Raw genomic sequence first — 22312 nt, forward strand, 5'->3', positions numbered from 1 at the left:
CGTTGCGTGTATTCAGGCCCGGCGGCAAGATGTATCAGGCGGACTGTTCTTTCCAATGCATATGAAAAAGCCAGCCGGAGTCACAATGGAGTTTGCGTAAAGGCAGCGATGCATCGGTCAGCGGCGGTGCATCGGCTGCTTCTGCAGCTGTGACGGCTTTTGGGGTGCAGCGGCAACCAAGGCCATAGGGCGGAAGGTACTTAAGCAGTTCGGGGTGTGATGCGGGGAGAACTCTGCCATCTAGGGCGACACAGCACTCGCATGGCGGGGGCAGGTCAGGATGTTTGGTTTTGCAGCAGCCTTCTGAGCCTGACAGGCAGGGAATATCTTCAATCTGTACTTTCAGGTACAGTGACGGGTTATCAAGTAGCGTCTGCATCACTTGCAGGTCGCGCTCTTTGCGCTTCAGGCACAGATCCATAAAGGTATCAATGTCGTCCTGCTCGGCGTCATTTTCCTCGAACAGAACCCATATCACCTGCCCAGTCAGGCGGCTGTACAACGGATGTTTGTCGGAAAGCTGCTTAATGTCCATATTATCGGCCTGAAAAGCGGGCACGGCTGACACCGTGCCCGCATCGTATTATTTTTTCTTTGTTTTCAATCCCAGCGCAAGGGGCAGGATATCGTTGATATGTTCTGCATGATGCACGTCAATTTTACGCAGCAGGTCAGCAGGAATATCTTCCAGATCCTTTTTGTTCTGGTGCGGAATGAACGCGTTGGTAATGCCGCGTGCAACTGCTGCCAGAATTTTTTCCTTGATGCCGCCTACAGGTAACACCCGTCCTCGCAGGGTTATTTCACCTGTCATGCACAGATCGCTGTTGACCGGCTTGGCGGTCAGGGCAGAGATGAGCGCCGTGAGCAGGGTCACACCGGCAGAAGGGCCGTCTTTAGGAGTGGCACCGGCAGGAACGTGAATATGGATGTCCAGATTGGAAGAGAATTCAGGGTCAACGCCCAGCTCTTCCGCATGGCTGCGCACGTAGCTTACAGCTGCCTGTGCACTTTCTTTCATCACGTCACCCAGCTGGCCGGTAAGGGTTAATTTACCTTTACCCTTCATGGTGCTGACTTCAACATTCAGCACTTCACCGCCGTAAGGCGTCCATGCAAGGCCCAGAGCAACCCCAGGCAACAGTTCACGTTCTTTCTGCTCGTCGATGAAGCGGGGCGCGCCGAGGAGCTTTTCAAGCACCTTGGCTGTTACTCGGAAAGGACCATCTTCTCCTTCCGCCTTGCGGCGTGCCAGCTTACGGCATACGGAGCCCATTTCACGCTCAAGGTTACGCAACCCTGCTTCACGGGTATACTCTTCAATGATTTTGATAATAACCGCATCGGCAAGCTGTACATCTTCTTCCTTCAGGCCGTTTTCTTCCGCCTGACGCGGCAGCAGGTAGCGGCGGGCAATTTTAGCCTTTTCCTGCATGGTGTAGCCGGGGATGCGGATTATTTCCATGCGGTCGCGCAGGGGAGCCGGAATGGTTTCCAACTGGTTTGCCGTACAAATGAACATGACTTTCGAAAGGTCGAAAGGCACATTCAGGTAGTGATCGCTGAAGCTGAAGTTCTGTTCAGGGTCAAGCACTTCCAGCAGGGCTGAAGAAGGATCGCCGCGGAAATCAGAGCCTAGCTTGTCGATTTCATCCAGCATGATAACAGGGTTGCGAGTTCCCAGCTGCTTGATGGTCTGGATGATACGGCCGGGCATAGCGCCGATATACGTGCGGCGGTGCCCGCGGATTTCAGCTTCGTCGCGCATGCCGCCCAGTGAGATGCGTTGGAACTTGCGCCCCAGCGCTCTTGCAATGGAGCGTCCCAGAGACGTCTTACCTACGCCGGGAGGGCCGGCAAAGCACAGGATCGGCCCTTTGGACTTGGGATTCAGCTTGCGTACCGAAAGATATTCAAGAATACGGTCTTTGACTTTTTCCAGCCCGTAGTGATCTTCATCCAGAATGGTCTGGGCCTTGGGGATATCAATGCGGTCGCGGGAGAGCTTTTTCCATGGCAGTTCGGCAAGCCACTCAAGGTACGTGCGTACTACTGTGGCTTCGGAAGATTCCGGATGCATGACCGAAAGGCGGCGCAGTTGCTTGTCAGCTTCTTTGCGTACGTCTTTGGGCAGACCAGCTTTTGCGAGTGACTCGATAAGCTCATCCATATCCTCGTCGCCGTCCGGACCTTCGCCCAGTTCGCGCCGGATGGCTTTCATCTGTTCACGCAGGAAGTAGTCTTTTTGCGCCTTGTCCATGCCCTCTTTGGCCATATTCTGGATTTTGGCCTGCATTGCAGCCACTTCCACTTCCTTAACCAGCTGATCGTTCACAAGATTCAGCCGCTCGTCAGGATCGGTGCATTCCAGAATTTTTTGTGCGTCTGCCACTTTCATGCGAAGGTTGGCGGCAATCAGGTCGGCAAGGCGACCGGGCTCGTCCACACCGTTCAACACCGCCATGATGTCGGCAGTGGGAACGCCGCGCAGGGACAGAATCTTTTCGCTCTGTTCACGGGCAGAGCGGATCATAGCTTCCTGCTCTACCGTCAGAGGACCGGATTCCGGTTCTTCGATAGGTTCCACTTCTGCAAGCAGGTAAGGATCTTCGGAAGCAAAGTTCTTCACCCGTGCACGGCTGATGCCTTGTACCAGCACCTTAAGACGGCCGTCAGGCATTTTGAGCATGCGCATGATCATAACAACGGTGCCTGTTTTGTGCAGGTCTTCACCGGTAGGATCGTCTACGGCTTCGTCGTGCTGGGTGCAGATCATCATGTAGCGGCTGCCGTTAAGGGCTGCGTCCACTGCCTGCACGGATTTTTCTCTGCCTACAAAAAGGGGCAGAATCATGTAATTGAAAACAACAATATCCCGAACTGCCAGAACCGGAAGTTCCTCGGGAAAGTCGTTCAAAAGTTCACTCATATGTTCGGCCGCTTCTTCGATAGATGGGCCGCTTTCTTGTATCTCGAGGCTGTCGGCGTCGTGTTTGTCGCTCATGCCCTCTCCTTGCATAGATTGGCGTTACGGCGTTGCCGGTGGCAACCTGACTTTGTAAGTACTTGTCTGCATGTGTGCGGTGCTACAGTTAGGTCGCTTTGCCGGTGCAGAAAAAGTTTATCAGTCGTTTATCAGAAATTCGTTTTCAGTTGCGCCCGATGATTGTAATCGCTTGCAGTCCACCTGTGTCACTTTGCTGAATAAAGGTCCCTCGTTGAGGGCCTCCACCAAATCACTCAGTTGTTCTTCCAGACCGGTAGCTTCCAGTTGTACCGTGCCGTCACTGCAATTTTTCACCCAGCCGGACAGGCCCAGTGAGGTCGCTTTCTTCTGTGTCCAGTAACGGAAGCCAACTCCCTGTACTCTTCCGTGCACTGTGCAGCGTATCCGCTCCATGGGCCCCCTGCGCGTATCTGCGTGTTACAAACGGTATAACCACCTGCTTTGATGTCTGTTAAAAAAGCCCGTCTTCTTTCAGGCTGTAGTGGCCTTCTTCCGTTACAATAACATGGTCAACCAAAGTCATACCCAGTGCCGCGGCGGAACGGGCTACAAGTTTTGTTACTTCCACATCTGGAGCAGAGGGTCTGGCACTGCCTCCGGGGTGGTTATGCACCAGAATCAGTCCGCTGGCTTTAAAGCGTAATGCTGCCTCCATTAGGTCGCGGGGGTATATGGCAGAGGCGTTAACAGTGCCCTGAGTTGCTCTTTCCCATGCCAGCAGTCTGTTTTGTCTGTCCATATAGGCAACCCAGACTTCTTCATGTGCGCAACTGGCAAGACGAATACGTGCCATATCCGCAACGGCCTTCGATGATACCAGCGTCACACGTTCACGCAAGGGAGATTCGGCATACCGTGCAATAAATTCCCGCAATAGCAGCCATAAATTTTCCATGGAGGGGCCGAAGCCTTTTTCTGCCAGCAGCTCCTGCGGACGTGCATCCATAACTCCCCGCAAAGACCCGAAACGAGCCAGCAGCCTTTTGGCAAGTGGCTTTGTATCCTGTCTTCGCAGAACCATGCCAAGAACCAGCTCGAGAATTTCGTAGTCAGCCAGTTGCGTGGCATCCTTTTTCAGTTTCTCGCGCAGGCGCTCTCTATGACCATGATAATGTGGCTCTTTGACCATAATAAGCAGTTACCCGCTGGATGCAAGGCTGTAAAGCCGCTTTAAGGGATAAAAAAGAGGAAAAAACAGTCTAAAACATGAAAAAATGTATAAAAACTGTTGTCGTGGACAGGAAACGCGTGTGTATGGTTGTTCGCTACTGCTTTTGGGGGCTGAAAAGAGCGAGTAATCCGCCGATAAGCGCTTCCATAGCTTGATCCGGAGAGCGCTCACCTGATTTGATGCCTTTTTCTGCCTCAAGAGCAAGATCCCACATCCGCATGATACCGCGGAAGCGCAGTTTCTGTGCTGTCTGTGTTTTTGCCTGCAACACGGCAGGAGGCAGACGGACAGGTTCTCCGGTAAGCAGCTGCCACATCATACGGGTTTCACGTTGCAACATGCCAAGAAACTGGAAGACCAACCCGTCATTGGCCGACTGGCTGGACATGACCTTGCGCCACACCATGTCATGTTGCCTGCCCGATTGAACTGCACGGATGAAACCGAAAATGTCCAGTTCCGCGGAGTGGTCGCCCAGTGCGGAAGTATCCGCAGATATGACGCCGTTTTCATCGGCTAAGAGTGCAAGTTTTTCCAGCTCATTACGGGCTGATGTCGCATCACAGGGGAGTGCCGCGCATATGGTTTGCAGAGCGGACGGAGCAAAGTTGACTCCGCGCTTTTCGGCCCAGGCTTTAGCAAAGCCCTGCATGTTGCGCTCGTCAAGTCCGGCAGACTCCCATACCCAGCCTTTTTTAGCGGCAAACTTCCAGCAGGGTGTTTTTTGGACGGCAGCAGGAACTTTGGCTTTGCCTCTTTCAAAAGCAACTTCAAGGCACAAAAAAGCCCAGGAAGACGGGGTGGCCTGACTGAGTGCCGCACTGAGCTTTTTCCAGTCATCGGTGAGCAGGTTTTGCGCATTACGGACGATCAGAGCCTTAGGTGTGGCAAAAAGCCCCTGAAGGGTAAGGTTTTCCCAGAACTTAGGCGGTAACCCCTCATCTCCCCAATAGACGTGACGTTCCCATACTCCGTCGCTGAGGGCATGTGCTGTCAGTTGCGATTCGATACGGTCGCGGATGAGTTGTCCATCGGGGCATACCAGAAAGCTGAATCCGTCTTTTGCCATAAGTGCAGGCTTTGCATAGTTGCTGGTTACATTGTGAAAACGCCCGGAGAACCGAGTGGCCTCCGGGCGTTATATACGATAGCGGACGGGCGCGGGTCTAGAAGCTGTGGCGCATTCTGTCCACAATGTACTGTGTGGCTTTACGCACAGCGCTGTAAGCCGCCTGCTGGTCAGTTCCTGTAAAGGTTCTGAATGTTTCGCTGACAGAAGTAAAGCCGGAATCCCAGATAACCGTATTGGTGTTCTCATCGTATACAGCCGCTTTCATTATGACTGATGCGCTGAATAACCGGTTTGTGTCATCTGTGTCTGTTGCACGGCCTGATATGGTGATCTTATCTACCACAACGGCAATGGAATAATCCGTACGGCCGCTGTCGCGCCATGTTGCCATGTTGCGGTTGGTGATTTCATCACGCATCTCGGCCCGTACCACTGAGCCAACCCATGCATAGAGAGAGGGGTTTTCCACTTCTCTTATGCGGATGGTGCTGTCCGGGCTGCCAAAGACAGAAGGTTCGTCTCCGGACAGCCTGTAGCCGCCGCAACCCTGCATCAGCGGGATTACGGCAAACAGGGTCAGGCATAGCGTCAGCATACGCATGCGCTGAATGACAGGGCCTTTTCCGGCGTAAGTATACTTAGTTGGCGACCACATTGACCATTTTCCCGAGTACTACAATTACCTTACGGATAGTAAGTCCTTCGGTGTGGCGTACCACGTTGGCTTCTTCAAGTGCAAGCTTTTCCAGCTCTTCTTTGCTGATACTCGCAGGAACATTGAGCTTGGCACGCAGTTTACCGTTGACGGAAATGGGGATAACCAGCTCGTCCTTGACCAGAGCTTTTTCATCATACTCGGGCCAAGGTTGTCCTGCGAGCATATCTGTATGACCCAGCTGTTCCCACAATTCTTCGCAGATATGCGGAGTAATGGGGGCAAGCATGGCGAGCACAGAAGATACCGCAGAACTAAGAACCCGCTTGCCGCCTTCGTCCGCGCCCAGCTCTTCACGGGCAAGGTACAGGGCGTTTACCAGTTCCATAACGGCAGAGATCGCCGTGTTGAACTGGAAGCGGTTCTGAATGTCAGCACCGGCTTTTTTGACGGCCGCGTGTTCTTTATAGCGGATGTCTTTGGCCGTGCCGTTGATGCAGTCGGCTTCAGTGCTGGAGCAGGGCTGCATGGAAGGCATGCCTTCAGGCAGGTCTTCCACCAGACGCCAGACACGGTTGACGAAGCGATTTGCTCCTTCGATACCGGATTCAGACCAGTCGAAGTCACGTTCGGGCGGAGCCGCAAACAGGCAGAACAGCCGGACAGTGTCGGCACCGTAGCGAACTATCATTTCAGAAGGTTCAACGGTGTTGCCTTTAGACTTGGACATTTTTGCGCCATCCATCAGCACCATACCCTGCGTAAGCAGGTTCTCGAACGGCTCGTCCAGTTCAAGGTAGCCGCAGTCGCGTAGCGCCTTGACAAAGAAACGAGCGTACAGCAGGTGCAGAATGGCGTGTTCCACACCGCCGATGTACTGATCGACAGGCAGCCAGTACTTCAGTGCATCAGGGTTGAAGGGCGCATCATCTTTCTTTGCATCGGTGTAGCGCGCAAAGTACCACGAAGATTCCACAAAGGTATCCATGGTGTCTGTCTCGCGACGGGCTTTTTCGCCGCATGCAGGGCAGATGCATTCGTGGAAGCTGGGCGTATCGCCAAGGGGCGAACGTCCGTCGGTGTGCGTCTTAATGTCCAGAGGAAGCTGTACAGGCAGATTTTCTTCCTTTTCAGGCACAATGCCGCACTTGTCGCAGTAAATGATGGGAATCGGCGCGCCCCAGTAGCGCTGACGGGAGATGTTCCAGTCGCGCAGACGGTAGTTGACCGTACGCTTGCCTTTATTGTTGGCTTCCAGCCAGTCGGCGATTTTAGCTTTGCCTTCTTCGTTGGCAATACCGGTAAAGTCGCCGGAATTCACCATGATGCCTGCAGTTGTGTAGGCTGCTTCCATGGTAGCCGGATCAAGAGTTTCACCTTCAGGCTGAATGACAACGTTAACAGGCAGGTTGTACTTGCGGGCAAACTCAAAGTCGCGTTCGTCATGAGCAGGTACCGCCATAACGGCGCCGGTGCCGTATTCCGCCAGAACGAAGTTGGCAACGTAAATCGGCATCTTTTCGCCGTTTAGCGGGTTGATGCAGTACGCGCCGGTGAATACGCCTTCTTTTTCCAGCGTATCAGCCGTACGCTCGATGCGGTCCATGTTGCGGATGCGCTTGACGAAATCGCGAACGGTTTCAGCCTGTTCTTTGCCTTCAATAAGTGTTTCCACAAGCTCATGCTCGGGAGCAATGCTCATAAAGGTAGAGCCGAACACGGTGTCGGGACGTGTCGTAAATACCGTAATGGACTTTTCGCTGTCTGCAATGGCGAATTCAATTTCCGCACCCACGGATTTGCCGATCCAGTTGTTCTGCATAGTCAGAACACGGTCGGGCCAGCCGCCGGTCAGCTTGTCGAGGTCTGCAAGCAGCTCTTCTGCGTAAGCCGTGATTTTCAGGAACCACTGTGCAAGGTCGCGCTGTTCGACAACAGAATCACAACGCCAGCAAAGGCCTTCCACAACCTGCTCGTTGGCAAGCACGGTATTACATTTGGGGCACCAGTTCTGGGCTGCTTTTTTTCGATAGATAAGGCCTTTTTCCATAAACTTGAGGAAAAAGAGCTGTTCCCATCGGTAGTATTCCTTGTCGCAGGTCGCAAGCTCGCGACGCCAGTCATACGAATAGCCGAGCCGCTTGAGCTGGCTGCGCATGTTGTCGATGTTGGAATACGTCCACTTTGCAGGGTGCGTATCGTGCTTGATGGCCGCGTTTTCGGCAGGCAGGCCGAACGCGTCCCAGCCCATGGGGTGTAGCACGTTGAAGCCCTGCATGCGCTTGAAGCGGGCGACCACGTCGCCGATGGAGTAGTTGCGGACGTGCCCCATGTGGATGTTGCCCGAAGGGTAGGGGAACATCTCAAGCACGTAGTATTTGGGTAGATCAGAGCTGTGATCGCTGTGGAACATGCTCTTGTCTTCCCAAATCTGCTGCCACTTCTCTTCAATGGCCTGAGGATTGTACTTCATAGCCGTGCTATTCCTTATGTCTAGATGTAATCGTTGTACGGGGTAATGTCAGAATCAGTATTTGCACGTCAGAGTGCCTGCTTCCAGAGCCTTGGCTGCCGCGTCCAGAATGCCGTTTATGAAGCTGCGTGACTTCTGGTCACCGAACTGTTTGGAAAGCTCAATACCTTCATTAATGGCCACCTTAGGTGGTACATCAGCGCGGTACAGCATTTCATAAACGGCAAGGCGCAGGATGGTCAGCTCGATTTTGCCGATGCGTTCAACACGCCAGTTCTGGGCAAATCGGGTAATGACTTCATCCAGTTCTTTCTGGTTTGTCCACGTGCCTTCGATCAGTTCCCAGGCAAAGCCCACGGGGTGAGCTTCTCCGCCACGGTCACTCACATCGGGAGAGGCGCAATACGCATCGCGCAGCTCTTCGATGTCTGATGCGGGCGAAAAATTAAGCCCGTAAAGAACCTGAAACGCGAGAGCCCGGGAAGAGCGACGCGTAGAATTGTTAGCTTTAGCCATGCGTTAGAGCTGCTCCAGTACACGAATGGTTTCAAGAACCGCAGAAGCCGCTTCCACGCCCTTGTTACCTGCTTTAGAGCCTGCACGTTCGATTGCCTGCTCAAGGTTATCGGTGGTCAGCAGACCAAAGCCTACAGGCACGCCGTGCTCAAGGGAAACCTGAGCAAGGCCTTTGGTTGCTTCGTTGGCAACAAAGTCAAAGTGCGGAGTGGAACCGCGGATAACTGCGCCGAGAGCAATAATGCCGTCGTACTTGCCGGAAGCTGCAAGCTTTTTAGCTACTACGGGCATTTCAAAAGCGCCGGGCAGGCGGACAAGGGTGATGTCTTCCTTGCTGCCGCCGGTACGGCTGATGTAGTCCACGGCGCCGCCTACCAGACGGTCAACAACAAAGTCATTGAAGCGGGTGGCGATAATGGCGAACTTCAGTCCCTTGGCGTCAAACTGACCTTCGATGGTTTTCAGGTGCATCATGGCAAAAGTCTCCTGAGAGCGGCATGTGCCGCAAGCAAAGTGGAATATGCAGGTCGCACCCCGTGCCGGAACACGGGGTGCGAATCATCAACATTTTTACAGTAAGAGCAGCGTAGAGCTAGTGTTGTTTCTACTCGCCGTTCTGCTCTTCATCGGAAAGATGCAGCATGTGGCCCATCTTTTCCTTTTTGGTGCGCAGGTAGCTTTCATTAAACTGGCACGCATGCATTTCGATGGGAACTCGTTCCACCACCTGAATGCCGTAGCCTTCGATGCCGACAATCTTTTTGGGGTTGTTGGTCATCATGCGCATTTTACGCACGCCGAGATCCACCAGAATCTGGGCGCCGATGCCATAGTCGCGCAGGTCAGCCTTAAAGCCGAGCTTGTGGTTGGCTTCAACTGTGTCGTAGCCCTGATCCTGCAGCGCATAGGCTTTGATTTTGTTTGCAAGGCCGATACCTCGGCCTTCCTGACGCATGTACAGCACAACGCCGGAACCTTCGCTGGCGATGGTGCACATGGCCGCGGCAAGCTGGTCGCCGCAGTCGCAACGCTGCGAACCAAGCACGTCGCCTGTCAGGCATTCGGAGTGTACACGCACAAGCACGGATTCCTGATTTCTGATGTCACCTTTGACCATGGCAAGGTGGGTTTCATCACCATGCTCGTTTTCGTAGGCGATAACAGTAAAGTCACCGTATTTGGTGGGCATTTTGGCTTCAGCCACACGCTGTACGGAAAGCTGACCGGGCTGCATGCGGTAGCGGATGAGATCGCGGATGGTAGCGATCTTCATGTTGTGTTTTTCTGCAAATTCGATGAGGTCGGGCATACGGGCCATTTCACCGTCGTCGCGGATGATTTCGCAGATGACGGCAGCAGGCTTGAGGCCTGCCAGACGGGCAAGGTCAACGCTACCTTCGGTCTGACCGGCGCGAACCATAACGCCGCCGTTCTGGGCGCGCAGGGGAAATACGTGGCCGGGGGTGACGATGTCTTCTGGCTGAACGTTATCTTTGACTGCGGTCAGAATGGTGGTGGCGCGGTCTTTGGCGGAAATACCGGTAGTAACGCCATTACGTGCTTCGATGGATACCGTGAAATTCGTGCCGAATTTGGATTCGTTACGACGTGCCATAAGCGGCAGCTGCAGTTTATCGATCCAGTTCGGAGCCATGGCAAGGCAGATAAGGCCGCGCCCGTGCATGGCCATGAAGTTGATGACTTCAGGGGTCACATGCTCAGCGGCAATGGTCAGGTCGCCTTCATTTTCGCGATCTTCGTCGTCTACAAGGATGAGCATCCGTCCGTTGCGGATCTCTTCAATGGCCTCTTCGGCCGTGCAGATAGGCATATGTGCGAACCTCTCGGTATGTTACGGTATCCCCGGCGGGTACGCCCGTCGGTTGCGGCGTTTTACGGTTAAAAGCCGTGCTCGCGCAAAAATTCCATGGTCAGGGTACTTTTCCGGCTTTCTTCGGAATTCCCCTTATTCCTTTCAGCACCGGCCCAGGGGGCCATCATGCGCTGAACGTATTTGCCGATGATGTCGGTTTCCATATTCACGCGGCTATCGGGCTTCCACTGAGAAATTGTGGTCACCTTCTGCGTTTCAGGAATGATGTTCACTTCCAGAAAATCCGGCCCGCAATGATTAACTGTTAGGCTGATACCGTCAAGGGTTACAGAGCCTTTATCAACCACCTGAGTGCCGAATTCCTGCGGAAAGGTGAGCCGGTAAATCCTTGAAAGACCGGCAGGTTTGATTGATTCCACCGTTGCAAGGCAATCAACGTGCCCGCTGACTATGTGGCCGCCCAGTCTGTCGCCCATGGCAAGAGCACGCTCAAGGTTGACCACGCTTCCGGTGCGTAATGCTCCAAGACTTGTGCAGGACAGTGTCTCGGCGGAAGCGTAGGCGGTAAACCAGTCGCTGCCGAACGTTTCAACCGTCAGGCAGGCACCGTTAACGGCTATGGATTCGCCGGTGACGTAGTCTGTCAGGGCAAAGCGGGGGTGAATGCGAAAACGCGTTTCAGTGCCCCTGTTTTCTGCGGACAGGATTTCGCCCTGTCCCTGAATGATTCCGGTAAACATAGGTATCAATTCCTGGTGCGCAAGGTCATAATGACATCTTCACCGCTACGGGTCACATCGCATATGCGAAGGCCCAGAGCCTGATCCATTGTAGAAGGTGTGCGACCGTCAAAAAGCGGAGCCGCCTGAGCGTCTCCCAACAGTTTGGGAGCCATGTGCAGTTCCAACTCCTGCGCCAGCTGCATTTCCAGCAGGGAAAGAGCCAGCATTCCGCCACCTTCGCAAAGGGTGTAATAGCAGTCTTCCTCGTTGCGTAGTGCGGCAAGGCCGGTACGCAGGTCTAGTCTGCCCTTGCAGTTGCGGTCAAGCCCTTTTACCCGCACGCCCATATTACGCAGTACATCGGCCTTTGCCGATTCCGCCACGGGCTTTGGGGTCCAGAAAATTGTTTCAGCCGCTCTTTCGCGGAGCAAATACATGGAGCTGTCAGCTTCAGGCAGTTCAGAAGTGACGACAACAGCAAGCGGTTGCCCGCGGACTCCGCTCAGACGGCAGGTCAGCTGGGGGTTATCCTTTCTGAAGGTGTTGCCGCCCACGATCACAGCACCTGCATGACTACGCAATTCATGCACCCGCGTGCGTGATTTTTCGCCGCTTATCCAGCGCGAGTGACCTGTGCGGGTGGCGATACGCCCGTCCAGTGTAGAAGCCAGTTTAATGATTGTGTAGGGGAGCGGGGTTTTTTTCCACGTAATGAAATCGGCTATGACGTCGTTGCAGTCCTGTTCGCATACTCCGGCTTCTACTAACACGCCGTGATCGCGCAGGTACTGCGCACCGCCCTGAGCCACGGGGTTGGGGTCCATCATGCCGATAACCACGTGCTTGATGCCGGCCTTCAGAACCGCATGAGAGCAGGGCGGAGTTTTACCGGTGTGATTGCAGGGCTCAAGCGTTACCACAAGGGTGCATTCTGCCGGATTCACTCCGTTTCGATCTGCATCACGCAGGCATTCCACTTCGGCATGAGGCTTGCCATACGCTGTGTGCCAGCCCCGTGCCACAATCTGGCCGTCCTTGACCAGCAGGGCACCCACGCAGGGGTTGGGGGCTGCAGCCCATCTGCCATGACGGGCAAGCGCTACAGCTTCTTTCATAAAGGAGGCATAAGGATGGTCGCCAGACACGTTGTCCCTACCTTTCTCTGGAATAGTCCAGCACTTCAAATTTTACGCCGGCTTCTTTCATCATGGCTTCCGAAAGCGGATCAGGGTACGGCTCCATAAAATACACACTTTTTACGCCGCAGTTAATCAGCATTTTTGTACAGATGAGGCAAGGTTGCGTCGTGCAGTAAATTTCTGAACCGGCAAGAGATATTCCGTGGATTGCAGCCTGAATGATGACATTTTGCTCTGCATGCAGACCTCGGCAGATTTCGTGCCTCTGACCGGAGGGAACGCCAAGTTGCTCGCGCAGACAACCCACATCAAGGCAGTGGGCCACATTAGAGGGAGCACCGTTGTAGCCGGTAGCCAGAATGCGTTTGTCTTTTACTGCTATGGCGCCGACTTTGCGACGCGAACAGGTGGAGCGCTCTGCTACAAGGTAGGTAATATCCATGAAATAATGAGGCCAGGGAAGTCTGCTGTGCATATTCATCATCCATTTGCTGCCAAGGCAGCCTTTGTCTGGGACAGGCTGAATAAGGGGAACAGAGCGGGACGGCTCTTGCGAACCGCCCCGCCCTTGAGAGTGCTTTTGTAGCTGTTACCAGTGGAACAGCGGGAACTTGCGGGCGAATACTTCGACATCGCGGCTGATTTCAGCCAGTCTGGTTTCGTTGTCGATGTTGCCGAGGGCATCAACGATCCAGCCGCCGACTTTGACCATTTCAGCTTCTTTCATACCTCTGGTGGTCAGGGCAGGTGTGCCCAGACGGATACCCGAGGTTACAAAGGGAGAGCGGGCTTCAAAGGGTACAGTATTCTTGTTGGCGGTAATGCCTGCAAGATCAAGTGCGTTCTGCGCATCTTTGCCTGTAATGTCTTTGTTGGTCAGGTCAACCAGCATCAGGTGGTTATCAGTACCGCCGGAAACCAGTTCAAAACCGGCATCGGTCAGAGTTTCTGCAAGCTTGGCGGCGTTTGCTACAACCTGTTTCTGGTAGGCAGCAAATTCGGGGCGCAGAGCTTCGCCGAAAGCAACAGCCTTGGCAGCGATGACGTGCATCAGCGGGCCACCCTGAATGCCGGGGAAAATCTGGCTGTTAAGCTTTTTACCCGCATCTTCGTTGGCAAGGATCATGCCGCCGCGGGGGCCGCGCAGGGTCTTGTGCGTGGTCGTGGTGGTAAAATGTGCCTTGCCGATCGGGCTGGGGTGCAGACCGGCCGCGATAAGACCTGCGATGTGCGCCATGTCAACCATCAGCAGGGCTTCAACTTCATCGGCTATGGCGCGGAAGCGGTCAAAGTCGATGATACGGGCGTATGCACTGGCACCGGCCACGATCATGGCGGGGCGGTGTTCGCGTGCAAGTTCAGCTACGTTGTCGTAGTTGATGCAGCCGGTTTCCTTATCAACGCCGTAAAATACCACGTTGAAGAAACGGCCGGAAAAGTTGACGGGGCTGCCGTGAGTCAGATGGCCGCCATGCGACAGGTCCATTGCAAGAATGGTGTCGCCGGGCTGCAGGGCCGAAAAATATACGGCCATGTTTGCCTGACTGCCGGAGTGAGGCTGGACGTTCGCGTACTCCGCGCCGAAGATTTCACGGGCGCGGTCAATGGCAAGGTTTTCTGCCACGTCTACATATTCGCATCCGCCGTAGTAGCGCTTACCGGGGTAGCCTTCGGCATACTTGTGGGTAAGCACGCTGCCCTGAGCGGCTCGAACTGCGGGTGACACAAAGTTTTCGGAAGCAATAAGCTCCAACTTGCCGGTCTGACGTTCTACTTCCTGAACGATGGTACGACCGACTTCCGGGTCCTGAATAAGCAGTTCGTCCATGATATCCACTCTCCGCGTTGTGGTTACGCCGCGCATCCGTCTGTTGAGGATACGCGGCGGGGTATATCGTTACTAGCCTTCCCAGCGCTTGAACAGCATGCACGCGTTGGTGCCGCCGAAGCCGAAGGAGTTACTGAGCACGTATTTAGCCTGATACTCTTCAGAACCGCTACCCATGTAGTTAAGGTCGCAGTTCTCATCAGGTGTTTCGTAGTTGGCTGTTCCGGGCACAGTGCCGGAAGCCAGAGTCATGCAGCTGAATACGCCTTCCACGCCGCCGGCGGCACCCAGCAGGTGCCCCATCTGCGACTTGTTGGCGCTGATACGCAGGTTTCTGGCATGATCGCCGAAAACCTTTTTAAGCGCGATGGTTTCGCACTTGTCGTTCAGCTGGGTCGAGGTACCGTGCGCGTTGATGCAATCTACTTCTTCAGGCTTGATGCCTGCTTCTTCGATAGCCATCATCATGGCGCGCGCCATACCTTCGGCATCTTCACGGGGAGCCGTCATATGGAAGGCATCATCGGAAGAGCCGAACCCTACGATTTCAGCATATATCTTGGCACCGCGTGCCTGAGCGGACTCAAGGGATTCGACCAGCAGCAGACCGGCGCCTTCGCCGATGACAAAACCGTCGCGGGCTGCGTCGAAGGGACGCGAAGCCTTTTCGGGGTTGTCGTTATTGGCGGTGGAGAGCGCTTTAAGCGCAGTGAAGCCGGATACACCCATAGGGGTGATTGTGGATTCTGAACCACCGGTGATAACGGCATCATAGCGGCCGACCTTGATCTCGGTAAAAGCATAGCCGATGGCATGCGTACCGGATGCACAGGCGCTGGTCATTACCAGGTTACCGCCTTTTGCTCCGGTGAAGATGGCAACCTGCGCGGGAGCCATGTTCGAGATAAGCTGGGGAATCATGAAGGGGGATATTCTGTTGGGACCGGAGTCAACGAGCTTGGTATGAAACTCTTCAATGGTTTCAAGACCGCCCAGACCCACACCCAGAAGACACGCCACACGGTGGGCTGTTTCTTCGGGAACAGTGTAGCCGGCGTTTTCCATCAGCTGCTTTGCACAGGCAACCGCGAACTGCGTGAAGCGGTCCATACGGCGGGCCTGCTTGGGGGGAATATAGGCGCCAAGGTCAATGTCTTTCACTTCACCGGCAATGCGTGAAGTGTATTCGCTGGCGTCAAAGCGGGTGATGGGGCCGATTCCGGACTTGCCGGCAATCAGGTTGCTCCAGCTGGTTTCCAGGTCATTGCCAAGCGGGGTAATCGCAGCAAGCCCGGTAACTACTACTCTTTTTCCAATCATTCTGTAGTTCCTCGTGGGCGCAATGCGGTTTTTCTCGTGCGAAAAGAACAGATGTCATAAAAAGCAGATGACTACCTGTTTGAGCCGAGTGTTACCGCAGCCGGAAGAAAAGGGCAAAGCGTCTTATGACTCCGTCATAAGACGCCTGCGTGCATGTATCTGGAAAGATAAGAGAAGGCTACTGTTTGCCAGCGATGTAGTCGATGGCGTCCTGAACCTTCAGAATCTTCTGAGCGTCGTCGTCATCGATCTCGGTGCCGAACTCTTCTTCCATGGCCATGATCAGTTCAGTCAGGTCAAGGGAGTCAGCGCCCAGATCTTCAACGAAGGAAGCTTCGGGCTTAACTTCTTCAGCGGAAACGCCGAGCTGATCCATAACGATCTTTTTAACTTTTTCTTCGACGGACATATTCCCTCCAATCGGTGTTATTTTTGCTTTGTAAATCAGGCGCAGACTACTGTGCCTGAGGGCAGATTAGCAGTACATACCGCCGTTGACGGCGATTACCTGCCCCGTAATGTAACCTGCCTTCTCGGAAGCGAGAAAGGCTACGGCATCCGCGATATCCTGTGCGCTGCCGAGACGGCGCAGCGGAATGGCGGCAAGGTACTGTTCGCGCACGTTGTCTGCAAGAGCACGGGTCATGTCGGTTTCAATGAAACCAGGGGCCACGGCGTTTACAGTGATGTTACGTGCGGCAAGCTCCTTGGCAATAGACTTGGTCAATCCGATAAGTCCTGCCTTTGCAGAGCAATAGTTGGCCTGTCCGGGGTTGCCCATCTGTCCCACCACGGAGGTGATGTTGATGATGCGGCCCTGACGCTGCTTGGACATGATCTTAGCCGCTTCGCGGCTACAGGTGAATGCGCCTTGCAGGTTCACACTGAGTACCTTTGCAAAGTCATCATCCTTCATGCGAATAAGCAGGCCGTCTCTGGTTATGCCGGCATTGTTTACCAGCACATCTAGTCGGACGTTGTCCTTCACTTCGTTTTTAAAGAATGCGGCAACTTCCTCGGGGTCACCAACATTCAGACGAAGAGCCTTTGCCTGTCCTCCCGCATCGCGGATGGACGAAGCCACGGCTTCAGCTTCTTCAGGTTTGCTTACGTAAGTAAGAAAAACCTGAAAACCCTCTCGGGCCAGCGTTTCGGCAATGCATTTGCCTATTCCGCGTGAGCCGCCCGTGACCAGTGCGGTGGAGATAAGTTCGCTCATTTTGGTTCGCTTTTTCTCTTCTTTACTGAAAGGCACCGCTTTATACCGCAAAGACAGTGTAACTTCAATTGTGAATTTTGGCAGCAGCTATGTGTTATTCCGGCTTGCTACCGAAATAGCACACTTTTATGCTATGTACGCAGCAGCGCCGCACCCCAGGTGAAGCCGCCTCCAAACGTGGTCAGCAGGATGGTGCGCCCTGCGGGAAGCATATTTTTGCTGTCAGCGTCTGCCAGAGCAAGCGGAACTGAAGCCGCAGACGTGTTGCCATATTCTTGAAGGTTTACAAAGACCTTTTCGGCAGGGATGTCCAGTTTTTTTCCGACTGCTTCGATAATGCGCAGGTTTGCCTGATGCGGCAGCAGCATGTCCACGTCTTCGCGTTTGATGCCGTTGCGGGTAAGCAGCTCTTCGCACACGCGGGCCATACTGCGGACAGCGTGTTTGAAGATTTCGCGGCCTTCCATGCGGACGAAAAACTCGTCGCCCACACTGTCACCGTGTTTGTACGGGATGCTGGTTCCGCCACCACTGATAAGCAGCAAGTCGCCCAAAGCACCGTCAGAGGAAAGCAGACAGTCTGCAATTTCGACAGTACGTCCCTCGTTAGGACGAGCGCTTACAATGGCAGCACCGGCACCGTCGCCAAACAATACGCAGGTCGAACGGTCGTTCCAGTTAAGCCGTCTGGTGAGTACTTCTGCTGCAACAACGAGAACTTTGGCATCGGCATTCATGGCTACGATGCCTTGTGCAAGGTTCAATGCATACAGAAATCCGGAACAGGCGGCGTTAAGGTCTACCGCCATCAGGCCCGAAACGCCGAGCTTGCGCTCAATAAGGCAGGCTGTGCTGGGGCACATGGCGTCAGGGGTGCAGGTGGCGACAAGGATGTGCGTCAGGTCTTTTGCGGCAAGCCCGGCACTAGCAAGAGCATTCATAGCCGCTTTGGCGCCAAGGTCAGAAGTCGTTTCACCTTCTGCTGCCATATGGCGCTGTTTGATACCTGTACGCGTAGTGATCCACTCGTCCGTGGTGTCCACGAGCGATTCCAGATCGGTGTTGGTCAGAATCCGTTCCGGCGCGTAGGAGCCGAATCCCAGTATATAGCTTTTTGTGGTCATTGGCAGGGTCCGTGAAACATGAAGCGGCGACGCAAAAAAGGCGCCGCCGTCACGGGTCGGTAGTTATTGCTTTACGGCCTTGCCGTAGCTGGTCAGCTCTTCGTTAGCACTTATCGAGTCAACAAGTCGGCTGTTAGTGCCTTTTTGAACGAAGGTGCCCGCCATGCTAACGGCAGAAGCAATGGCCTTTTCGTTTGATGCACCATGGCACACGATGGCAATTCCCTGCAAGCCGAGCAGAAGAGCGCCGCCGTATTCCGCATAATCTACAAAGCGCGCAAAGCGCCGGAATGCGTCACGGGCCAGAAAAGTACCTATTTTGGCTTTTATGCCGCTAAGCAGTTCACGCTTGAGCAGTCGGGCAAGCGAAGTTGCAAGCCCTTCACTAAGCTTGAGCGCAACGTTGCCCACAAAGCCGTCGCACACAGCGACATCAACATCACCGATAAACAGGTCGCGCCCTTCAATGTTGCCGACAAAGTTGATGTTTTTGGCTTCGCGCAGCAGTTCGTACGCTTCTTTCACCTGCGTGTTGCCTTTGCCTTTTTCTTCTCCGATGCTCAAAAGTCCCACGCGGGGGGCATCTTTTTCCAGAAGGTCACGGGCAAAGGCTTCGGCCATAAGGCCAAATTGAAAAAGGTGGTAGGGTTTGCAATCTACATTTGCGCCCACGTCCAGCAGGATGCATGGCTTTTTTTCAGTAGGCATGACAGAGGCAAGCGCGGGACGTTCAACACCGGGGATGCGTCCCATCAGAAACATGCCGCAGGCAACGGTAGCGCCGGAGTTTCCGGCGCTCACAATGCCGTCGGCATCGCCTGAGCGCACAAGACGACATGCCACCTGAATGGATGCGTCTTTTTTGCGGCGCAGGATGTCGGACGGCTTTTCGTCCATTCCTGCCACCTCACTGGCGTGCACAATATCATAGGCCACCCCGTCAAGGGGCAGCCTATTGAGTTCCGCGCTGATCGCGTCTCTGTCGCCTACAAGAATAAGCTTGAGACCATTTTCGCGGGCGGCCCGAAGGGCGCCGGGGACAACAACGGAAGGTCCTGAATCACCCCCCATAGCGTCCACAGCGATCACCGGAACGCTATTGCTCATCATCCTGCCTGAGCACCTGACGGCCATTGTAGGCGCCGCAGCTGTTGCACACGCGGTGGGGCAGAGCAGGTTCGCCACAGGCGCAGTATACTACAGAAGGAACTGCCACACGGTGGTGGGAACGACGCATGCCCTTTCTGGACTTGGATTTTTTGTTCTGTTGAACAGCCATGACTATCCTCTCTTTCTTTGTCGTCCGCGCGGGCGGCGCGGAAGTGAGCCGTAAAGGCGTTTAGTGCTTTGTTACTTTAAGGCCGCGCAAAGCGGCAAGGCGGGGATCGTACTGCTCATTGTCGCAGCCGCAATCTCCGTCGTTAAGATTTTTCCCGCATTTGGGGCAAAGACCTTTGCATTTTGAGGCGCAAAGAGGCTTAGCCGGTAATGAGAGAACAAACTCTTCCCACAAAAGCCGACTAATCTCAATACCTACTCCTGCTCCTTCAGGGGCAGGACCGATAAGAGAACCGTCAGCTTCGTTATCGACATAGTCTTCATCAGGGATGATTTCGAACGTGTCAAACTCATGATTGATGTCGATAACGGCATCTTCGGCACAGCGGTCGCACGGTACGGCAATCTGTCCTTTGATGCGGCCCCTTACTAGAACACCATCCTGCTGGGCAAGCAAAAATACCTGCGCAGACAGCGGGTGCTTAATAGCGTAGGGCAGGGAAAATTCCGAAATGGGCTCTTCCCACATAGCCGGTTCGTCAAAGGAATACTCTTTGCCATTAACCGGAATATCTTTTATCAGGATCCAAACTTTAGGCATAATGTCCTCGCGGAAGGCGATTTCTACATGCCTCCCTCTTTGTTTGTCAAGAAAAGGGTTGCGTTTTTTTGGGCAGGGGTATAAGAAACCCTCCTTCCTTGGCTGTTCCACCCTCGCGATTTCAGGAATGGACCCGCCAAGGGGATCCAAATCTCGCGAAATGTATTTCAGTTTTTCATATATGGAGGATCGTCGTCATGGGAAAGCAATGTGAATTCTGCGGCAAGAAGCCCCAGACCGGCAACAATGTGAGCCACTCCAACATCAAGACCAAGCGTCGCTTCATGCCTAACTTGCAGAGCGCTCGTCATCAGCTGCCCTCTGGTCAGGTTAAGTCCGTGAGCGTATGCACCCGCTGCCTGCGTTCCGGTGCTGTTGTGAAGCCTGTGGCGAAGAAGTCCGTCTAAGACTGGTATCACACATGACCACAAAAGACCCGTAAGTTCGCTGACGGGTCTTTTTTCATTTCAGGCCCGGAACTTTCAGCCCGGGCTTTTTTGTTTTTCCGGCCCGAGCTATAGTGTGGTGGTAACTCAGCTACCGAGGTGCTGTATATGCTCTGGTTTTCCATTGCTCTTGCCACTGCTTTTTTTTCTGCCGGTGAAGCGGCCATTATCAAGCGGTACTTTGGCGACAGGCCCCCGTACGAGATGATTGTATGGCCTATGGGCTGGAGTCTGCCGCTGTTTTTATCATACCTTGCCTTTGCTCCTGTTCCAGTTTTTCTGGAAGGCTTCTGGGCGGTGATGTTCATCATGTTGCCGCTTAATATGGTGGCGCTGCTCATTCAGACGTGGGCCATCAGGCTTTCTCCCATATCTCTGACTGTTCCTTTTTTATCGTTTACTCCTGCTTTTATGTTGCTCACTGGGTGGCTGATTCTGGGTGAAGCTATCCCTTTGCAGGGAGCGCTTGGAATAATCTGTATAGTGGCCGGTAGCTGGTTGCTTAATAAAGCTCCGGAGCAAACGCAGGGTAATGCCGGTTTATGGCTTTCCGTCATGGAACCTTTCAAAGCCGCCACCCGCGAGAGGGGGAGTATGCTGATGCTGCTTGCTTCATTGATCTGGAGTGTTACGGCGGTGTTATCCAAAAAACTTGCGCTGCTGGGTACTCCTATGTACACGGCGGCGCTTTTTTTTGCATTGCATAATGGCATACTGCTCGCTTTGATTTTTGCCTTTACCCATGTTTCTCCGCGCATTCTGTTACAGCGGCCCGTTGCGGGAGCAAGCGCAGGGCTATGCATGTTCGGCCAGGTCGTTCTGCATTTTCAGGCTATCACACTGGTTGCAGCCGCGTATATGATAGCCGTAAAGCGACTGAACGGTCTGATTTCGGTAGTTCTCGGCAGAATGATTTTTAACGAAAAGATATCGTGGTTTCGGGGGGCGGGAGCTTTGATGATGGGCCTTGGAGCCGCTGTGATCGCTTTTTCTTCCTAGTGGCTTTCGCAGTTGCTTCCTTTCCGGGAAGCCTTTGGTAATTATATCCGAGCTCAGGTGGGTTTCCAGCGTGGCCCATGGGTGATTCGTTTTGACGGTATCTGTTTGAAACTGTCCTCATCTTTGTAACAAGCTGACTCCGCTTGCGTTATTTAATGCTTTGGAAGAACAATGGCGGTGGCGTTTCTGCTGGTTTTTATTGTTAAGCGTCTAAAAAATCGTTTTTTACTGTACTGCCACGCTTTACATTGGCGACGAGGTGCTTAGTTCCTAAACATCGCCGGATACGCGGCGGCTGAACTCATAACAGGGGCTGACATGCTGGCACGACTTTTTTTGCTGTTTACCATAATTCCTTTCATTGAATTATATTTGCTTATTCAGGTTGGCAGTGTCATCGGCGCTGGCTGGACCATTTTGCTTGTTATTGCCTCCGGTATGGCAGGTGCGTGGCTGGCACGTCAGGAAGGGCTGAGCACCATGTTCAAAGTGCGTCAGTCTTTGGACAAAGGCGTTATGCCCGCTGACGAGATGGTGGAAGGTTTTATGATTCTGCTTGCGGGTATATTGCTGATAACCCCGGGCCTTATGACAGATGCCTTTGGCCTTATCCTTCTGGTTCCTTTTACTCGCGCTCCGCTAGCCCGCTGGCTGCGTAAACGTTTTGCAGAGTCTGCACGTGTGCATGCTGCGTCTCAGTCTTCCACCACGTTTACCGGTAACTTCGGCAACGCCGGCGGCACATTTTACACCCGTACGTATTATGCAGGCGACTTTGCAAAGCATCAGCAGGAAGAACCCCGTCAGGCTGTGATCATTGACTGCGATTCCGCCGACAATGCCAAGGCAGATGATCGGGTAATTGATTGTGATGCTGAAAAAAACCGCTCAAAATAGCAGCCTTGCCG

The 22312-nt window shown here is 53.8% G+C and carries 24 protein-coding genes; 3 read left to right on the forward strand and 21 right to left on the reverse strand.

All coding sequences use genetic code 11. The features are described from left to right. Nucleotides 1-34: 34 nt before the first annotated feature. The 21 genes from ACK5LI_RS04410 to ACK5LI_RS04510 all read right to left on the reverse strand — a co-directional run bounded on the left by ACK5LI_RS04410 (nucleotide 35) and on the right by ACK5LI_RS04510 (nucleotide 19959). The gene (locus ACK5LI_RS04410) at nucleotides 35-535 is read right to left on the reverse strand and encodes a hypothetical protein (RefSeq protein WP_416946623.1); all 501 of its coding nucleotides are present in this window, start codon (nucleotides 533-535) and stop codon (nucleotides 35-37) included. A gap of 48 nt (nucleotides 536-583) precedes the next feature. After that, the gene (lon, locus tag ACK5LI_RS04415; protein ID WP_416946625.1) at nucleotides 584-3004 is read right to left on the reverse strand and encodes an endopeptidase La; all 2421 of its coding nucleotides are present in this window, start codon (nucleotides 3002-3004) and stop codon (nucleotides 584-586) included. Nucleotides 3005-3124: 120 nt separating this feature from the next. Continuing rightward, nucleotides 3125-3400: an acylphosphatase gene (locus tag ACK5LI_RS04420; RefSeq protein ID WP_416946627.1), complete on the reverse strand. Its 276-nt coding sequence runs from the start codon at nucleotides 3398-3400 to the stop codon at nucleotides 3125-3127. 58 nt (nucleotides 3401-3458) lie between these two features. After that, nucleotides 3459-4136, reverse strand: coding sequence for a JAB domain-containing protein (locus ACK5LI_RS04425; protein ID WP_416946629.1), 678 nt, complete (start codon nucleotides 4134-4136; stop codon nucleotides 3459-3461). A 136-nt stretch (nucleotides 4137-4272) separates the two neighbouring features. Further along, a complete protein-coding gene (gene holA, locus ACK5LI_RS04430; RefSeq protein ID WP_416946631.1) occupies nucleotides 4273-5247 on the reverse strand; it encodes a DNA polymerase III subunit delta in 975 nt (324 codons plus the stop codon). A gap of 97 nt (nucleotides 5248-5344) precedes the next feature. Then, nucleotides 5345-5905: an LPS assembly lipoprotein LptE gene (gene lptE / locus ACK5LI_RS04435; protein ID WP_416946633.1), complete on the reverse strand. Its 561-nt coding sequence runs from the start codon at nucleotides 5903-5905 to the stop codon at nucleotides 5345-5347. After that, complete coding sequence (gene leuS, locus ACK5LI_RS04440) at nucleotides 5889-8378, reverse strand: leucine--tRNA ligase (protein WP_416946635.1); 2490 nt, start codon at nucleotides 8376-8378, stop codon at nucleotides 5889-5891. The genes lptE and leuS overlap by 17 nt, the downstream gene beginning before the upstream one ends. 54 nt (nucleotides 8379-8432) lie before the next feature. Continuing rightward, a complete protein-coding gene (gene nusB / locus ACK5LI_RS04445; protein WP_416946637.1) occupies nucleotides 8433-8894 on the reverse strand; it encodes a transcription antitermination factor NusB in 462 nt (153 codons plus the stop codon). A gap of 3 nt (nucleotides 8895-8897) precedes the next feature. Further along, a complete protein-coding gene (gene ribE / locus ACK5LI_RS04450; protein WP_416946639.1) occupies nucleotides 8898-9368 on the reverse strand; it encodes a 6,7-dimethyl-8-ribityllumazine synthase in 471 nt (156 codons plus the stop codon). 130 nt (nucleotides 9369-9498) lie between these two features. Next, nucleotides 9499-10725, reverse strand: coding sequence for a bifunctional 3,4-dihydroxy-2-butanone-4-phosphate synthase/GTP cyclohydrolase II (locus ACK5LI_RS04455; RefSeq protein ID WP_416946641.1), 1227 nt, complete (start codon nucleotides 10723-10725; stop codon nucleotides 9499-9501). Between the two features lie 68 nt (nucleotides 10726-10793). After that, on the reverse strand, nucleotides 10794-11468 hold the full coding sequence (locus ACK5LI_RS04460; RefSeq protein WP_416946643.1) for a riboflavin synthase: 675 nt from the start codon (nucleotides 11466-11468) through the stop codon (nucleotides 10794-10796). Between the two features lie 5 nt (nucleotides 11469-11473). Further along, complete coding sequence (ribD, locus tag ACK5LI_RS04465; RefSeq protein ID WP_416946675.1) at nucleotides 11474-12565, reverse strand: bifunctional diaminohydroxyphosphoribosylaminopyrimidine deaminase/5-amino-6-(5-phosphoribosylamino)uracil reductase RibD; 1092 nt, start codon at nucleotides 12563-12565, stop codon at nucleotides 11474-11476. A gap of 37 nt (nucleotides 12566-12602) precedes the next feature. Beyond that, a complete protein-coding gene (locus ACK5LI_RS04470) occupies nucleotides 12603-13064 on the reverse strand; it encodes a deoxycytidylate deaminase (RefSeq protein ID WP_416946645.1) in 462 nt (153 codons plus the stop codon). 114 nt (nucleotides 13065-13178) lie between these two features. Next, complete coding sequence (gene glyA / locus ACK5LI_RS04475; protein ID WP_416946647.1) at nucleotides 13179-14417, reverse strand: serine hydroxymethyltransferase; 1239 nt, start codon at nucleotides 14415-14417, stop codon at nucleotides 13179-13181. A gap of 72 nt (nucleotides 14418-14489) precedes the next feature. Then, nucleotides 14490-15737: a beta-ketoacyl-ACP synthase II gene (fabF, locus tag ACK5LI_RS04480; protein WP_416946649.1), complete on the reverse strand. Its 1248-nt coding sequence runs from the start codon at nucleotides 15735-15737 to the stop codon at nucleotides 14490-14492. A 178-nt stretch (nucleotides 15738-15915) separates the two neighbouring features. Continuing rightward, a complete protein-coding gene (acpP, locus tag ACK5LI_RS04485; protein ID WP_416946651.1) occupies nucleotides 15916-16146 on the reverse strand; it encodes an acyl carrier protein in 231 nt (76 codons plus the stop codon). A 66-nt stretch (nucleotides 16147-16212) separates the two neighbouring features. After that, complete coding sequence (gene fabG / locus ACK5LI_RS04490; RefSeq protein ID WP_416946653.1) at nucleotides 16213-16956, reverse strand: 3-oxoacyl-[acyl-carrier-protein] reductase; 744 nt, start codon at nucleotides 16954-16956, stop codon at nucleotides 16213-16215. 131 nt (nucleotides 16957-17087) lie between these two features. Beyond that, nucleotides 17088-18080, reverse strand: coding sequence for a beta-ketoacyl-ACP synthase III (locus ACK5LI_RS04495; RefSeq protein ID WP_416946655.1), 993 nt, complete (start codon nucleotides 18078-18080; stop codon nucleotides 17088-17090). 63 nt (nucleotides 18081-18143) lie between these two features. Continuing rightward, on the reverse strand, nucleotides 18144-19187 hold the full coding sequence (gene plsX / locus ACK5LI_RS04500; RefSeq protein WP_416946677.1) for a phosphate acyltransferase PlsX: 1044 nt from the start codon (nucleotides 19185-19187) through the stop codon (nucleotides 18144-18146). Then, entirely contained in the window at nucleotides 19177-19359 is a 183-nt protein-coding gene (gene rpmF / locus ACK5LI_RS04505) for a 50S ribosomal protein L32 (RefSeq protein ID WP_416946657.1), read from the reverse strand. Before rpmF ends, plsX begins: the two co-directional genes overlap by 11 nt. Before the next feature lie 60 nt (nucleotides 19360-19419). Further along, a complete protein-coding gene (locus ACK5LI_RS04510) occupies nucleotides 19420-19959 on the reverse strand; it encodes a YceD family protein (protein WP_416946659.1) in 540 nt (179 codons plus the stop codon). A gap of 197 nt (nucleotides 19960-20156) precedes the next feature. Here ACK5LI_RS04510 and rpmB point away from each other — a divergent pair, with 197 nt between their 5' ends. The 3 genes from rpmB to ACK5LI_RS04525 all read left to right on the forward strand — a co-directional run bounded on the left by rpmB (nucleotide 20157) and on the right by ACK5LI_RS04525 (nucleotide 22301). After that, nucleotides 20157-20366 (forward strand): 50S ribosomal protein L28, encoded by a 210-nt coding sequence (gene rpmB / locus ACK5LI_RS04515; RefSeq protein ID WP_416946661.1) that lies wholly within the window; start codon nucleotides 20157-20159, stop codon nucleotides 20364-20366. A 147-nt stretch (nucleotides 20367-20513) separates the two neighbouring features. Next, nucleotides 20514-21404, forward strand: coding sequence for an EamA family transporter (locus ACK5LI_RS04520; protein WP_416946663.1), 891 nt, complete (start codon nucleotides 20514-20516; stop codon nucleotides 21402-21404). A 318-nt stretch (nucleotides 21405-21722) separates the two neighbouring features. Beyond that, complete coding sequence (locus tag ACK5LI_RS04525) at nucleotides 21723-22301, forward strand: FxsA family protein (RefSeq protein WP_416946665.1); 579 nt, start codon at nucleotides 21723-21725, stop codon at nucleotides 22299-22301. Nucleotides 22302-22312 lie beyond the last annotated feature (11 nt).

Source organism: Oleidesulfovibrio sp. (assembly GCF_047973035.1).
Lineage (GTDB): Bacteria > Desulfobacterota > Desulfovibrionia > Desulfovibrionales > Desulfovibrionaceae > Oleidesulfovibrio.

Bases quoted from the DNA above. Each gene is read 5' to 3' on its own strand.
- ACK5LI_RS04410 (WP_416946623.1), bottom strand. From the start codon at position 535: ATGGACATTAAGCAGCTTTCCGACAAACATCCGTTGTACAGCCGCCTG.
- lon (WP_416946625.1), bottom strand. From the start codon at position 3,004: ATGAGCGACAAACACGACGCCGACAGCCTCGAGATACAAGAAAGCGGC.
- ACK5LI_RS04420 (WP_416946627.1), bottom strand. From the start codon at position 3,400: ATGGAGCGGATACGCTGCACAGTGCACGGAAGAGTACAGGGAGTTGGC.
- ACK5LI_RS04425 (WP_416946629.1), bottom strand. From the start codon at position 4,136: ATGGTCAAAGAGCCACATTATCATGGTCATAGAGAGCGCCTGCGCGAG.
- holA (WP_416946631.1), bottom strand. From the start codon at position 5,247: ATGGCAAAAGACGGATTCAGCTTTCTGGTATGCCCCGATGGACAACTC.
- lptE (WP_416946633.1), bottom strand. From the start codon at position 5,905: ATGTGGTCGCCAACTAAGTATACTTACGCCGGAAAAGGCCCTGTCATT.
- leuS (WP_416946635.1), bottom strand. From the start codon at position 8,378: ATGAAGTACAATCCTCAGGCCATTGAAGAGAAGTGGCAGCAGATTTGG.
- nusB (WP_416946637.1), bottom strand. From the start codon at position 8,894: ATGGCTAAAGCTAACAATTCTACGCGTCGCTCTTCCCGGGCTCTCGCG.
- ribE (WP_416946639.1), bottom strand. From the start codon at position 9,368: ATGATGCACCTGAAAACCATCGAAGGTCAGTTTGACGCCAAGGGACTG.
- ACK5LI_RS04455 (WP_416946641.1), bottom strand. From the start codon at position 10,725: ATGCCTATCTGCACGGCCGAAGAGGCCATTGAAGAGATCCGCAACGGA.
- ACK5LI_RS04460 (WP_416946643.1), bottom strand. From the start codon at position 11,468: ATGTTTACCGGAATCATTCAGGGACAGGGCGAAATCCTGTCCGCAGAA.
- ribD (WP_416946675.1), bottom strand. From the start codon at position 12,565: ATGAAAGAAGCTGTAGCGCTTGCCCGTCATGGCAGATGGGCTGCAGCC.
- ACK5LI_RS04470 (WP_416946645.1), bottom strand. From the start codon at position 13,064: ATGCACAGCAGACTTCCCTGGCCTCATTATTTCATGGATATTACCTAC.
- glyA (WP_416946647.1), bottom strand. From the start codon at position 14,417: ATGGACGAACTGCTTATTCAGGACCCGGAAGTCGGTCGTACCATCGTT.
- fabF (WP_416946649.1), bottom strand. From the start codon at position 15,737: ATGATTGGAAAAAGAGTAGTAGTTACCGGGCTTGCTGCGATTACCCCG.
- acpP (WP_416946651.1), bottom strand. From the start codon at position 16,146: ATGTCCGTCGAAGAAAAAGTTAAAAAGATCGTTATGGATCAGCTCGGC.
- fabG (WP_416946653.1), bottom strand. From the start codon at position 16,956: ATGAGCGAACTTATCTCCACCGCACTGGTCACGGGCGGCTCACGCGGA.
- ACK5LI_RS04495 (WP_416946655.1), bottom strand. From the start codon at position 18,080: ATGACCACAAAAAGCTATATACTGGGATTCGGCTCCTACGCGCCGGAA.
- plsX (WP_416946677.1), bottom strand. From the start codon at position 19,187: ATGAGCAATAGCGTTCCGGTGATCGCTGTGGACGCTATGGGGGGTGAT.
- rpmF (WP_416946657.1), bottom strand. From the start codon at position 19,359: ATGGCTGTTCAACAGAACAAAAAATCCAAGTCCAGAAAGGGCATGCGT.
- ACK5LI_RS04510 (WP_416946659.1), bottom strand. From the start codon at position 19,959: ATGCCTAAAGTTTGGATCCTGATAAAAGATATTCCGGTTAATGGCAAA.
- rpmB (WP_416946661.1), top strand. From the start codon at position 20,157: ATGGGAAAGCAATGTGAATTCTGCGGCAAGAAGCCCCAGACCGGCAAC.
- ACK5LI_RS04520 (WP_416946663.1), top strand. From the start codon at position 20,514: ATGCTCTGGTTTTCCATTGCTCTTGCCACTGCTTTTTTTTCTGCCGGT.
- ACK5LI_RS04525 (WP_416946665.1), top strand. From the start codon at position 21,723: ATGCTGGCACGACTTTTTTTGCTGTTTACCATAATTCCTTTCATTGAA.